10 protein-coding genes and 1 pseudogene are annotated in these 12,719 nt (G+C 66.4%); 1 reads left to right on the top strand and 10 read right to left on the bottom strand.

Features of this window, described 5'->3' with window-relative positions:
• Nucleotides 1–33: 33 nt before the first annotated feature.
• Nucleotides 34–2,313: a glycoside hydrolase family 31 protein gene (locus ABIC16_RS15215; RefSeq protein ID WP_354292348.1), complete on the bottom strand. Its 2,280-nt coding sequence runs from the start codon at nt 2,311–2,313 to the stop codon at nt 34–36.
• 71 nt (nt 2,314–2,384) lie between these two features.
• Nucleotides 2,385–3,539 (bottom strand): FMN-dependent L-lactate dehydrogenase LldD, encoded by a 1,155-nt coding sequence (gene lldD, locus ABIC16_RS15210; RefSeq protein WP_354291730.1) that lies wholly within the window; start codon nt 3,537–3,539, stop codon nt 2,385–2,387.
• 204 nt (nt 3,540–3,743) lie between these two features.
• On the opposite strand from lldD, the gene ABIC16_RS15205 reads away from it, so the two are divergent.
• A complete protein-coding gene (locus ABIC16_RS15205) occupies nt 3,744–5,366 on the top strand; it encodes a DUF5597 domain-containing protein (RefSeq protein ID WP_354291729.1) in 1,623 nt (540 codons plus the stop codon).
• Nucleotides 5,367–5,378: 12 nt separating this feature from the next.
• On the opposite strand, the gene ABIC16_RS15200 is transcribed toward ABIC16_RS15205, so the two are convergent.
• The 8 genes and pseudogenes from ABIC16_RS15200 to ABIC16_RS15165 form a co-directional block, all read right to left on the bottom strand.
• Nucleotides 5,379–5,723, bottom strand: a complete 345-nt coding sequence (locus ABIC16_RS15200) for an L-rhamnose mutarotase (protein ID WP_354291728.1) — start codon at nt 5,721–5,723, stop codon at nt 5,379–5,381.
• Nucleotides 5,723–6,566: pseudogene (locus ABIC16_RS15195) on the bottom strand (fumarylacetoacetate hydrolase family protein). The gene ABIC16_RS15200 and the pseudogene ABIC16_RS15195 overlap by 1 nt, the downstream one beginning before the upstream one ends.
• A 122-nt stretch (nt 6,567–6,688) precedes the next feature.
• Nucleotides 6,689–7,417 (bottom strand): SDR family oxidoreductase, encoded by a 729-nt coding sequence (locus tag ABIC16_RS15190; RefSeq protein ID WP_354291727.1) that lies wholly within the window; start codon nt 7,415–7,417, stop codon nt 6,689–6,691.
• Nucleotides 7,414–8,616: a UxaA family hydrolase gene (locus tag ABIC16_RS15185; RefSeq protein WP_354291726.1), complete on the bottom strand. Its 1,203-nt coding sequence runs from the start codon at nt 8,614–8,616 to the stop codon at nt 7,414–7,416. Before ABIC16_RS15185 ends, ABIC16_RS15190 begins: the two co-directional genes overlap by 4 nt.
• The gene (locus ABIC16_RS15180; protein ID WP_354291725.1) at nt 8,613–8,912 is read right to left on the bottom strand and encodes a UxaA family hydrolase; all 300 of its coding nucleotides are present in this window, start codon (nt 8,910–8,912) and stop codon (nt 8,613–8,615) included. Before ABIC16_RS15180 ends, ABIC16_RS15185 begins: the two co-directional genes overlap by 4 nt.
• The gene (locus ABIC16_RS15175) at nt 8,909–9,889 is read right to left on the bottom strand and encodes an aldo/keto reductase (RefSeq protein ID WP_354291724.1); all 981 of its coding nucleotides are present in this window, start codon (nt 9,887–9,889) and stop codon (nt 8,909–8,911) included. Before ABIC16_RS15175 ends, ABIC16_RS15180 begins: the two co-directional genes overlap by 4 nt.
• A complete protein-coding gene (fucP, locus tag ABIC16_RS15170) occupies nt 9,886–11,118 on the bottom strand; it encodes an L-fucose:H+ symporter permease (RefSeq protein ID WP_354291723.1) in 1,233 nt (410 codons plus the stop codon). Before fucP ends, ABIC16_RS15175 begins: the two co-directional genes overlap by 4 nt.
• Nucleotides 11,115–12,662 carry an alpha-L-fucosidase gene (locus ABIC16_RS15165; protein WP_354292347.1) on the bottom strand — a complete coding sequence of 516 codons (1,548 nt, stop codon included), beginning with the start codon at nt 12,660–12,662 and terminating at the stop codon, nt 11,115–11,117. The genes fucP and ABIC16_RS15165 overlap by 4 nt, the downstream gene beginning before the upstream one ends.
• Between the last annotated feature and the right edge of the window lie 57 nt (nt 12,663–12,719).

The following is a 12,719-nucleotide window of genomic DNA, read 5'->3' as shown; positions in this document are numbered from 1 at the left end:
AAAGCGCACCAGCCGCGCCTCCACCGGGTGCTGTCAACGCGCCATTACCTTGACCAACCCGGCGACGTCCTGCCCGGTCGGAAGCTTGCCCGATGCGGTCAGCCGCTTGGCGGTGTCGTCCCAGCGGAGCACGGCGCTGCTGCCGGTCTTGCGGTTCGAGACGCCATCGTCGTCGTACAGCGTGAAGCTGGTCGAGCGCCCGGGATAGACCCGGATGCTGTCGAGCGCCTGCCGGGTCGCGGTGCTCGGGACCTGCACGCCGATCGGGATGATCGATCCGGCACGGACGAACAGCGGGATATGGTCGATCGGCGCCGCGGCGGTGATGGTCTGGCCGCCTGCAAGGCGCTCGTTGGTCCAGTAATCGTACCAGTCGGCGCCGGCCGGCAGGTACACCGGGCGGCTGGTCGCGCCCTGGTCGGTGACGGGCGCGACGAGGAAGGCGGGGCCGAACATATATTCGTCGCCCATGTCAGCGACCTTGGGATCGTTCGGAAAGTCCATGAACAAGGCGCGCATGAACGGCGCGCCGGTCTGGTTGGTCTGTTGCGCCATGGCGTAGAGATACGGCATCAACGCGTAGCGCAGCCGCAGATATTGCGCGAGCACGGGCTCGGCCGCCTTGCCATATTCCCAGATCGCGGTTGCCGGGCGCTGGCCGTGGATGCGCAGCGTCGGGGTAAAGGTGTTGTACTGGAACCAGCGGACGAACAGCTCGGGATAGTCCGGGTAGCTCGCCCCCATCGCGGTCGCGCCGGCGGGATCGAGCAGGACCGGGTTCGGCGCCTTTGGACCGGAGGGATATTGCCAGCCGCCCGTGTCACTGCTCCAATAGGCCATGCCGGAGGCGGTGAAGTTGAGGCCGGTCGGCACCTGCCGTTTGAGCACCTCCCACGTCGCCTGGACGTCGGACGACCAGAACAGGCAACCGTTGCGCTGTGTGCCGAGATAGGCGGCGCGGCACAGGATCAGGTTGCGCAAGTCGGGGCGGTCCTTTGCGGACCCGTCCGCGACGCTGGCGGTGTGCACCAGCGGGAAGAGGTTGTGGTAGCGATCCCCCGACCCGATCGCGAACTGATGGCCGTCGGGGACCAGATCCGGCTCGGTTTCATCAAGCCAGAAGAAGTCGAAGCCCTGTGACGCGATGTTGTCGCGGATCCGGTCCCAGAACCAGCTGCGGGCGTCGGGATTGGTGCTGTCGAGCAGTGCGCCCGCCCGGTCCGAACGGATCGGCAAGCCGTCGACGACGCTGCCGTCCGCGTCGTGCAGCAACCAGCCTTTTGCGGAAAGCATGTTGTAGTAGCGCGACTCTTTCTCGAACCGCGGCCACACGCTGATGATGCTGCGCATCCCCAGGCCCTTCAGCTTGGCGTTCATGCCCGCAGGATCCGGGAAAGCGCTTCGATCAATGTCGAGCTGGCCCATCCGGGTCCAATAGAACCAGTCGAGCACCATCGTATCGAGCGGATAGCCGCGGCTGCGATAGCCCTCCGCAATGCCCAGCAGCTCCGCCTGACTCTCGTAGCGCGCCTTGCTCTGGATGAGGCCAAATGCCGATTTCGGGGGGAGCGGCGTCGCCCCCGTCAACGTCGCATAGCCAGCGTACAGTGCGTCGGTCGTGTCGCCCGTGATGACGAAGAACGACACGCGATCACCGACTTCGGATTGCCAGTGCGTGCTGTTGTTCAGTCCCGGCGAGACGGTGGTGGTAGAGGGGTTGTCCCAGACGATACCATACCCCTTGTTGGTGACGAGGAAGGGCACGCAAACCGTCTCGCCAGCCGGCGCATCGTAATTGTGGCGGCAGTCGATCGTCCGTCCGCGCAGGTCGAGCTTGCCTTCCTGGTTCTGGCCGAGCCCGTAGTAATGCTCGTCAAGCGGCGCGGCGAAGCTCGCACCGACCTTGAAGGTCTTCTCGCCCGACACGGTATGCGGCGCCATCTCCCAGCCGTTCATCCGGGTGATGACGTGACCATCGGTGCCCGTGAGGGTGATCGTGACGGGAGGAAGCGATGGCGCGAAATAGCGTTCCATCTGTGATGGCGGCTTGGGCCATGGCTGCGCGGCGACCGTCAGCGACAGCGCCGAGGACGCGAACACGTCGCCCGAGGCGTCGGTCCGGTGCGTCCAACCGGTAGCGTTGGCCTTGGCGTTGGGTCCGGGGCCGGGTGCCGCATCGGCCTGCGCGCGGTCGAGCGCGATGGTGACGCGCACGATGTTGGGAGCATAGGGTTCGATCGCGACGAGGCTGCCGTTGCGATCGACCGTTGCGATCGGCTCGGCCTGCGCCGCTGCGAGGGGGAGAAGCGCCATCGCCGCCGCGCCCGTCCAGCGCGCGAGAGGGCGTTTGGATGTCGCGGCGTCGCTCATTGGAAACCCCCGATTCAGATCTCGTCAGATACAAGCATCGATCGGTCGATGTCGGCAATGCGCGTTCGACCGCACAGTGCCATTGCCACGCGCATTTCGGCTTCGATCAACTGGAGCATGTGCGCAACGCCCGCTTCGCCATCCGCGGCGAGCGCATAAGCCCAGGCGCGTCCCAGCAGGACACCCTTTGCGCCCAAGGCCAGCAGCTTCACGACGTCCAGGCCCGAGCGCACGCCGCCGTCGGCCAGCACGGTGAGCGCGTCGCCGACCGCGTCGACGATCGGCGGCAGTGCATCCGCGGTGGCGGGGACACCATCGAGCTGTCGGCCGCCGTGGTTCGACACGACGATCCCGTCCGCACCGGTCTGCGCCGCAGCGCGCGCATCGGCCGGGTCTAGGATGCCCTTGATGATCAGCGGCCCCTTCCAGTGCGACCGGATGAAATCAAGTTCGCGCCAGGTGACGCTCGAATCGAAGTTGGTCCGCATCCAGCCGAGGAAATCCTCCAGCCCGGTCTTGTCGCCCAGCGCGGGCGCGACGTTGCCGAGATGGTGCGGACGACCGCGTAAGCCGACATCAACCGCCCAGTCGGGGTGCGTCAGCGCCTGACCGAAGCGTCGTGCGGCGCCGCGCAAGCCGGGTGCCCCCGCCAGACCGGATCGGTAATCCCGGTAGCGCGCGCCCGGCACGGGCATGTCGACCGTGAACACCAGCGCCGAACAGCCGAGGTCCTGCGCCTCGTCGAGCAGCGCCCGGACCAGCCCGCGGTCGCGGATCATGTACAGCTGGAACCAGAAAGGCGCCTTGGAAGCGGCGGCGACTTCGGCGAGTGGGCAGACGCTGACGGTCGACAGGCAGAACGGAACGCCCGCCGCATTGGCGGCACGAACCGCCTGCACTTCGCCGCGCCGGGCGTTCATGCCGGCCAGGCCGATCGGTGCGAGCATTACGGGCAGCGCCTGCTCCATCCCGAACACGCGGGTCGTCAGGTCGATCGACGACACGTCGGTCAGCACGCGTTGGCGCAACGCAAGCTGTTCGAGCACCGCGACATTCCGGCGCAACGTGACTTCGGCATACGATCCGCCGTCGAGATATTCGAACAGGAACGGCGGCAGGCGGCGTTGCGCGCGGGCCCGATAGTCCAGCACTGCTGCGGCTTTTGCCATTCTGCTCCCCTAGCGGATCCTGCGCTCGAGCAGTTGACGCCAATCCGCGCGTCTGGTCCCTTCGTTCACCTATGGGCAATCACTTCACTGGCGCAAGCGTCAATGCGATCCCTCCCGATCGTACCACCGCATTGTGTGCGGGACTTTTGTCTGGAGAAAGCGGTAGCGTGCGGAAAGACCGCGCCACGGGGAGGGGAAAGAACCATGACGACCAAACCGTTTAAGGCGGCAGCGTGCGTTGCGCTTGCAGGCATGGTGCTTGCCGCGATGCCCGTCTCGGCGCAGTCGAGCGACGTGCCGCAAATCGTCTCGCGGAACGGACGTCATGCGCTGATCGTCGACGGGGCACCGTTCCTGATGCTCGGCGCGCAGGTCAACAATTCAAGCAATTACGCGTCGGCGCTCCCCAAGGTGTGGCCGATTCTCGACCGGATCCACGCCAATACGGTCGAGGTGCCGGTCGCGTGGCAGCAGATTGAACCCGTTGAAGGGCGGTTCGATTATGGCTTCGTCCAGACGCTGCTGGAGCAGGCGCGTGCGCACGACAAGCGGCTCGTGCTGCTCTGGTTCGGCGCGTACAAGAACACCGGCCCCGGCTATGTGCCCGATTGGGTCAAGCAGGATAACCGGCGCTTTCCGCGCATGAAAAAGCCGGACGGAACAGACCATTACGTGCTTTCGCCGCATGCGAAGACGACTTTGGAAGCGGACAAGCGCGCGTTCCTGGGGCTTATCACTTACCTGCGCGACCATGACCGGCCGAACACCACGATCCTGGTGCAGGTGGAGAATGAGACCGGCAGCTATGCGGTGCCGCGTGATTTTGGCCCAGCGGCGCAGGCGTTGTTCGCAGGGCCGGTGCCCGCAAAGCTCGGGCGCAAGGGGACGTGGGCGCAGGCCTATGGCGCGCAGGCGGATCGGGCGTTCAATACCTGGTATACCGCAGCTTATTGCAACGCGCTGGCCGTGGCAGGAAAGGCGATCAAGCCATTGCCGATGTACGTTAATGCGGCGCTGTCAGATCCCTTCAAAGTGCCCGCGCCGACGGCGGTAGCGAGTGGTGGGCCGCAGCAGGATGTGATCGAGATCTGGAAGGCGGCGGCACCCGCGATCGATTTCGCGGCGCCGGACATTTACGAGCGCAAGAGTGCGAAGGTGTTCGCCTATCTCGACGCCTATCGCCGGCCCGATAACCCGTTGGTAGTGCCCGAGATTGGCAATGCCGCGGAATATGCGCGCTATGCCTGGGCGGCGTTCGGGCGCGGGGCGATCGGCTTTGCGCCGTTCGGGATGGATGACACCGGCTATACCAATTATCCGCTGGGCGCGAAGACGCTCGACGACGCCACGCTCGATGCATTTGCCGTGCCATATCAGGTGTTTGCGGGGATGCAGCGGGCATGGGCGAAGATCGCTTTCGAGCATCCGACGTGGGGCAGCGCCAAGCCCGATGACGGTACGCCGCAATCGACCACGATGGGCGGGTGGACGATCACGGCGAGTTATGGCGAGTGGCAGTTCGGGCATCGCACCGACACGTGGATCAAATCCGAACCGCCGGCCTGGGCATCGCAACCGATCGGTGGCGCGGTCGTCGCACAAATCGCGCCGAATCAGTATCTTGTGGCGGGCGATCATGTCCGGATCGACTTCACGCCGGGGGCAGGCGCCCCCAAGAACGCGCTGATATTGCGCGTCGAGGAGGGGCGGCTCAGCCCAAGTGGGTTCGTGGCCGACCGGGTGTGGAACGGGGACCAGACCGATTACGGGCTGACGTTCGTCGATCGGCCGGTGCTGTTGCGGGTGACGACGGGGCGGTACGAATAGCGCCGGAGCGCGTCAGCCCTGGTCGGAAAGCGCGTAAATCTGCGTCGTTTCCGTCCATTTCGTGCCAGGTTTCGCGCAGGGCAGCGCCTGTTGAAAGCGATTCATCAGCGTTTCCCACGCGATTACGTCCGGATTCGCGCCGTCGCTCGCGGCCTTGGCGGCGGGGTCGTAGTGCGGCCCCGTTTCCATCAGCATCACCAGCCGATTCCCCGCGCGGAAGATCCGCATGTCGCGGATTCCGGCAGCGCGGATGCTCGCGGTCACCGCGGCGGGCACATTGCCCGCCGCGTGCCAGCGTTCGTACTCGGCGATCCCGGCGGGATCGTCCTTGAGGTCGAGCAGCAGGACCTGTTGCATCAGTCTGCCGAGACTTCCTGGCGCTGTTCGCCGAGCTTCTCGATCCCGAGCGTCATCACGTCGCCCGCCTTGAGATAGACCGGCGGCTTCTGGCCCATGCCGACGCCGGGAGGAGTGCCCGTCGTGATGACGTCGCCCGGGTGGAGCGTCATGAACTGGCTGAGGTAGCTGACGAGGAACGCGGGCTTGTAGACCATCGTCGCGGTCGTGCCGTCCTGATAGCGATGGCCGTTGACCTCGAGCCACATGTGCAGCGCGTCCGGATCGCCGACCTCGTCGGGGGTGACCAGCCACGGGCCGATCGGGCCGAACGTGTCGCAGCCCTTGCCCTTGTCCCAGGTGCCGTGGCGTTCGAGCTGGTATTCGCGCTCCGACACATCGTTGATCAGGCAATATCCTGCGATGTGCGCGGGGGCGTCCGCCTCCGAAACATATTTGGCGGCGGTGCCGATGACGATGCCGAGCTCGACTTCCCAGTCGGTCTTGGTCGATCCGCGCGGGATGCGGACGGTGTCGTTGGGGCCGACGATCGCGCTGGTCGCCTTGGTGAACAGCACTGGCTCGGGCCGGGACGGTCATGCCGCTTTCGGCGGCGTGGTCGGAATAGTTCAAGCCGATGCACAGGAACTTGCCGACCTGGCCGACGCACGCGCCGAAGCGCGGGTTGCCTTCGACCGGCGGGAGCGTCTCGGGGTCGAGCTTCGCCAGATCGGCGAGGATCGTGGGCGAAAGCGTGGCGCCGATCACGTCGGGGATCTCCCCCGACAGGTCGCGGAGCGTGCCGTTGGCGTCGATCAGGCCGGGGCGTTCTTCGCCTGGGGTGCCGTAGCGAACTAACTTCATGGGGAAACTCCTGGGAGGTGGTCTCTAGGCTCCGTCATCCCCGCCTTCGTGGGGAGGACGAAGGTAAGGGGAATGCGGGGTGTAGGAAAGGAAGGACGGAAGGGGGCGTCGTACCGAAACCGTCAGTTGATCCAGCCGCCGTCGATGATGTGCGCCTGGCCCGTGGTGAAGGCGGACTCGTCGCTGGCGAGGTACAGCGCCAGCGCGGCGACTTCCTCGGGGCGGCCGAGCCGTCCCATTGGCTGTCGCGCGGTGAAATCCTTGCGGGCCTGATCATAATCCCCGGTATCGCGCAGCCGTTGCTGGAGCGAGGGGGAATCGACCGTGCCGGGGCAGATCGCGTTGCAGCGCACGCCGCGCGCGACGAAATCCGCCGCGACCGCTTTGGTCAGCCCGATCACCGCCGCCTTGGTCGTACCGTAGGCGAAGCGGTTGGGGATGCCCTTCACCGAACTTGCGATCGACGCGACGTTGACGATGCTGCCCGCGCCGCGATCCAGCATCAGCGGCAGATAGGCGCGGATCGTGCGATACATGGCGGTGACGTTGAGGTCGTTGGCGAACGCCCAGCTGTCCTCGTCACAATCGAGGATCGTGCCGTTGTGGACGACGCCCGCGCTGTTCATCAGCACGTCGACCGGGCCGGTCCGCGCCGGGAGCGCGGCCACCGCGGCGGCATCGCGCACGTCGAGCGCGAAGGTCTCGCACGCGAGGCCGTCCAGCTTCGCCGCGTCGATGTCGGTCGCGATGACGGTCGCGCCTTCCGAAAGAAACAGTTCGGCACTCGCGCGGCCGATGCCTTGTCCGGCGGCGGTGATGAAGACGGTCTTGCCGTTCAGCCGTCCGCTCATGCCGCCTGCCTCCGCGGCAGGCAGGCGGGGCCGACGGGTTCGAAACTCTTGTAGGTCAAGATAAACTCCTGGTGGCCAAGCTCTTCGGACACGCTGCGTTCGCCCGCGGCGACGGCAAGCGTCCGTTCGTAGATTTCGGTGCCGACCTCCTCGATCGTCGCCGCACCTTCGAGGATGCGGCCGGCATTGATGTCCATGTCGTCCGCCAGCCGCCGCGCGGTCTCCGGGTTGGCGCAGATCTTGATGATCGGCGAAATCGCCGAGCCGACGACCGATCCCCGCCCGGTGGTGAACAGGTTGATGTGCGCGCCGCACGCGATCAGTTCGACGATCTCGGCGTTGTCCGAGATGTTGGGGAAGCCGAAGCGCGGCTCTCCATCGGGCACGACGTCGAGCATGTAGAGCCCGGGGGAAGGGGGTACGTCGCCGGGCTTGACGATGCCCGAGATCGGCGAGCTGCCCGATTTGGAATAGGCGCCCATCGACTTTTCTTCCTGCGTCGTCAGGCCACCCTCGGCATTGCCGGGGGCGAAGCTGCCGAAGCCGAGGATCGTGTAATAGCGTTCGGCCTTCTCGACGCTCGCGATCAGTTCCGCGCCGAGCTCGGGGGTGATCGCTCGGTCGGACATGATCGCCTCGCACCCGACGAGTTCGCCGGTTTCCTCGAAGATGCAGGTCGAGCCCTCCGCGACGAAGCGATCGAACGCGCGGCCGACCGCGGGGTTGGCGGTGATCCCGCTGGTCCCGTCCGAGCCGCCGCAAATCGTACCGATGACGAGTTCGCTGGGGGCCATCGGGATGCGCGGGCCGGCGTCGGCGATCGCCTTGACGCGCGCGACCGCGGCGAGCCCCGCGGCGATGGTCGACGCGGTGCCGCCGTTCTGCTGGATCACCAGCGTCTCGACTGGGCGACCGCTGGCGGCGACCGCGGCGGCGAGGCCCTCGCGGTTGAAGCTCTCGCAGCCAAGCGAGATGATGACGAGCCCGCCGACATTGGGATGCGTCGCGATCGCCTTCATCACCTTGTCGGCATAGCTGTTGGGGTAACAGCCGGGGAAGCCGATCAACTGGATGTCGGGATCGTCGCTCTTGTCGACGATCCGCCGCGCGACGTGATGCGCGCATTCGACCAGATAGGCGACGGCGACGACGTTGCGGATGCCCTTGCGGCCGTCGCTGCGGGACCAGGCTGAAATCATGACTCGCTACTCCGTTCGAGCGTGTCGCGCATGTGCGACGCGATATAGTCGCTCTTCATATTGTGCAGATGGACGTGGTCGCCGGCGGCGGCGGGGGCGGTCATCGATCCGATCGGGGCGCCGTATTTGATGACGGTCTCGCCGAGGCTCAAGGCCCGGCGCGCGATCTTGTGGCCGACCTGCACCGGCATCGGGACGATGACCGCGACGCCATCGATCGGAACGGCGTCACCGGGCGCGATCGCGGCGGTGACGACGAGGATATTGTCGTTGGGATGAAGCAGGATGGCGGTCATGAAGCGAAGACGTCCGATACGGGGGAAAGGGTGGCGGTCAGGCGGTCCCACAAAGCGTCGGGGATCGGCCATTCGGCAAAGCGCACCGTCGCCTCGACCTGGTCGCGCCCGACCAGGCCGGGGATCGTGCTGGCGACGACGGGGTTGCGGCGCGGGAACTGGAGCGCGGCGGCGGGGAGCGGCACGTCGAATGCCGCGCACGCGTCTTCCAGCGCGGCCACGCGCGTTACGACGTGGGGCGGTGGGGGCGCGTAGTTGAAATGGCGCGCGCTGCGGCTGCCCTCGACCAGAATGCCGCTGTTGTACGGGCCGCCGACGACCAGTCGTGTTCCGCTTGCCGCGCATCGCTCGATCAGGGACAGGGCGTCGTCCTGTTCGAGCAACGTGTAGCGGCCCGCGAGCAGGATGATGTCGAGCTCGGCAGAGTCGAGCAGTGCGTGGCAGACGGCGACTTCGTTGACGCCGATCCCGATCGCGCCGATCGCGCCGGTGTCGCGCAAGTCCCGGAGCGCGCGATACCCGCCATCGAGGAAATCGGCCATGTGCCGCGCGGCGGCGTCGCCGTGGGTTTCCACGCCGAGATCATGCGCGAACAGGAGGTCGATCCGGTCGCGTTTTAGCCGCCCGAGGCTCTCCGCGTGGCTGCGCAGCACCGCATCATGCATGTAATCGAACACGGGTTCGAGCGCGGGGGCATCGACGAAACCGTGGCGTTCGGTCGCGTCGCTGTCGGTCGGTTCGAGCAAGCGACCGACCTTGGTCGAGATGAGCGCATGACCTTCGGGGTCATGCTCCGCGAGCGCGACACCGAGCCGCGTTTCGGCAAGCCCGAAGCCGTAATGCGGGGCGACGTCGAAATAGCGGATTCCGGCGTCGAGCGCGGCGGCCACCGTCTCGGTCGCGACATGGTCGTCGACGCGCCGATACAGGTTGCCGATGCCCGCACAGCCCATGCCGATCGGGGGAAGAGTGATCATGCAGGCCTCCGCAGGTGAAACAGGCCGAACGCGAGCACGACCAGGAAGCAGGCGGCGGGGACGAGCATCGCGCCCACGATCGATCCGCCGGCGTCGGACACCAGCCCCATCACCGCCGGGAACACCGCGCCGCCGACGATCGCCATCACCAGCAACGCCGATCCGGCCTTGGTGCGCGGGCCCAGCCCGTCGACGGCTTCGGCGAAGATCGTCGGGTAGAGGATCGACATGAAGAAGCTGCTGCCGACGAGCGCCAGGACGCCGGTCATGCCGCCGACGACTCCGGCGATCGCGCACAGGATCGCCGCCGCCATCGCGAAGATTGCCAGGAGCAGGAGCGGGCGAACCCGTCCCATCAACGCAACGCCGACGAACCGGCCCACCAGGAACGCGATCAGCGACGCGGTGAGATAGCCCGCCGCGGTGGTCGCGGGGGTGCCGGGGAGAACGGTCTCGACATAGCGGATCAGGAAGCTCCAGACGCCAACTTGCGCGCCGACGTAGAAGAACTGCGCGAGCACCCCCATCAGGAAGCGCGGCGAGCGCAACAGCCAGGCGAAATCGGACGCGGCGCCGACGCCTTCCTCGACATCGGGTTGCGTCGCGATCGGCGGGAATTTCGCGAGGCGAATCAGCACGGCCCAGACCAGCACGCCGATCCCGATGAAAAGATAGGGCATCTGCACCGCCGCCGCTGCCTGGGTGCGGTCGAGCTGTTCGACGGTGCTGTCCGACAGGATGAAGGCACGCCCGACCAGCACGCCGGTGATCGACCCGAGCGGGTTGAACGCCTGTGCGAAGTTGAGCCGGCGCGACGCCGTCTCAGGGCTGCCAAGGCGCGCGATCAGCGGGTTGGCCGACGTTTCGAGGAAGGCGAGGCCGCTCGCGATGATGAACAGCGCGGCGAGGAAGGCGGGATAGCTGAGCGCGCTCGCGGCGGGCCAGAACAGCAATGCGCCGGCGCCGTAGAGGATCAGCCCGAGCAGCACCGCCGCGCGATAGCCATAGGAGCGCATGAACAGCGCCGCCGGAATGGCGAGGCAGAAATAGCCGAGATAGAACGCCGACTGCACCAGCCCCGCGCCGAAATCGCCGAGGCTGAACAGCCCTTTGAAGTGCGAGATCAGCACGTCGTTGAGATTGTTCGCGACGCCCCACAGGAAGAACAGGGCGACGATCAGGACGATCGGCACCGCCAGTGACGCGCGCGTTGTTTCCGTCCGGTTCATGCGAAATCTCCATCGAGCCGGATTACGGGGACGAACCCGCCAGCGGGTTTGGGCGGTAGATCGATATGCAGGCCTGCAGCGTCGCGGCGATAGCGGACGGGGCCGCCGCCCAACAGCGTCGCGCGTTCGATGCGCCCGGGCGCGCGGCCAAGCGCGAGCGATTGCACCGTGGCGGTGCCGCTCGGCCAACCGAGGAAGAGCACGTACAGCGCGCCCTTGTTGGTGGTGAAGCGCACGTCGCGCGCGGTGAAATCCCCCGCGCCCGCTTCATTCTGCATGCCGGGTTGAAGCTTGGTCGGGCCTTCGCCGTAGCGACGCCACGGGCGCGATCCGAAGATCGCCTCGCCGTTGACCGCGGTCCAGTCGCCCATTGCGTCGAGGATCTTCTCCTCCTCGCCATCGATCGCGCCGTGGCCGGGCTGCGGCACGGACAGCAGCAGATTGCCGTTCTTGGAGACGACGTCCGCGAGCCGCTGGACCACTTGCTCGGCGGTCTTGTAGCTTTTGTCGTTGAGCCGCGCGACGTTGTAGAACCAGTCGCCGATGCAGGTGTCGGTCTGCCACGGCTCGTCCCAGATATGGTCGGTAAACCCGCGCTCGACATCCTGCACCACGCCGAAGCGTTCGTGCGGCTTCAACTGCTTGGCGAACAGCGCGACGTCGATCTTGCCAGACCAGCCGATCGAACGGTTGTAATAATCCGCCGCGGCCTGCAGCCCGATCGGGCCGAACGGGAGGCCGTAGTCGTCGAAATAGACGAGGTCGGGCTTGTACTTGTCGACCAGATCGGTCTGGCGGAGCAGCCAGCGTGTTACGTAGCGCGGGTCGTCGGTCGGGCCGGTTTCGATCCACTGGCCGTCGTTCTTTTCGTGCCAGTCCTTCATCGCCGGGATCGTGTCGATCCCGTCGGGCATCACCGCATGGCCGCCGGTGTAGAGTTCCTGCGGGTCGAGCCCGTCCCACCATAGGCCCTTGCCGTCGACCTTGCGCAGCCGGAACGCATCGTAGCGTTCGCCCTTGCGCGGGCCGGTCGGATCATAGCCATACGCGGTCTGATACCAGTGCCAGCTGTGCGCGGAATGGTTGGACACGCCGAACTTGAGCCCGGCTTTGCGCGCCGCTTTCTCCCACGTGCCGACGATGTCGCGCTTGGGGCCGACGCGCATCGAATTCCACGCGTGATACCGGCTGTCGAAGCAGTCGAGATTGTCGTGGTGGTTCGCCAGCGCCATGAAATAGCGCGCGCCGACCTTCTTGTAGCGCGCGATCAGCGCGTCCGGGTCCCAGCGGTCGGCGGTCCACAGGTGCTGGATGTCCTTCATCCCCGCAACCGACGGATGGCCGTAGGTCTTGAGGTGATGCTCGTACATCGGGTGGCCCTGCATATACAGGAAGCGCCCGTACCAATCGCCTTGCTCGGGAACCGATTGCGGGCCCCAATGCGACCAGATCCCGAGCTTCGCGTCGCGAAACCAGTCGGGGTAGCGATAATTGGAAACGAGCGACGGCCAGGTCGGCTGAACGGGGCCGCGGGTCAATCCCATCGGGCTTTTCGCCAGCGCGGCGTGCGCCAGCGGGGACGCGGCGAGGCCGGCGAGGAT

The sequence above is a fragment of the Sphingomonas sp. PvP055 genome (assembly GCF_040546365.1).
Classification (GTDB): Bacteria; Pseudomonadota; Alphaproteobacteria; order Sphingomonadales; family Sphingomonadaceae; genus Sphingomonas; species Sphingomonas echinoides_A.
The sequence above is the reverse complement of the archived record's forward strand: the minus strand, read 5'-3'. Positions and strand labels throughout refer to the sequence as shown.

What these genes read in the sequence shown, in the direction of transcription:
- fucP (WP_354291723.1), bottom strand. Translation starts at nt 11,118, where the DNA reads ATGAACCGGACGGAAACAACGCGCGCGTCACTGGCGGTGCCGATCGTC.
- ABIC16_RS15175 (WP_354291724.1), bottom strand. Translation starts at nt 9,889, where the DNA reads ATGATCACTCTTCCCCCGATCGGCATGGGCTGTGCGGGCATCGGCAAC.
- ABIC16_RS15165 (WP_354292347.1), bottom strand. Translation starts at nt 12,662, where the DNA reads ATGGGATTGACCCGCGGCCCCGTTCAGCCGACCTGGCCGTCGCTCGTT.
- ABIC16_RS15190 (WP_354291727.1), bottom strand. Translation starts at nt 7,417, where the DNA reads ATGAGCGGACGGCTGAACGGCAAGACCGTCTTCATCACCGCCGCCGGA.
- lldD (WP_354291730.1), bottom strand. Translation starts at nt 3,539, where the DNA reads ATGGCAAAAGCCGCAGCAGTGCTGGACTATCGGGCCCGCGCGCAACGC.
- ABIC16_RS15200 (WP_354291728.1), bottom strand. Translation starts at nt 5,723, where the DNA reads ATGCAACAGGTCCTGCTGCTCGACCTCAAGGACGATCCCGCCGGGATC.
- ABIC16_RS15215 (WP_354292348.1), bottom strand. Translation starts at nt 2,313, where the DNA reads ATGGCGCTTCTCCCCCTCGCAGCGGCGCAGGCCGAGCCGATCGCAACG.
- ABIC16_RS15185 (WP_354291726.1), bottom strand. Translation starts at nt 8,616, where the DNA reads ATGATTTCAGCCTGGTCCCGCAGCGACGGCCGCAAGGGCATCCGCAAC.
- ABIC16_RS15180 (WP_354291725.1), bottom strand. Translation starts at nt 8,912, where the DNA reads ATGACCGCCATCCTGCTTCATCCCAACGACAATATCCTCGTCGTCACC.
- ABIC16_RS15205 (WP_354291729.1), top strand. Translation starts at nt 3,744, where the DNA reads ATGACGACCAAACCGTTTAAGGCGGCAGCGTGCGTTGCGCTTGCAGGC.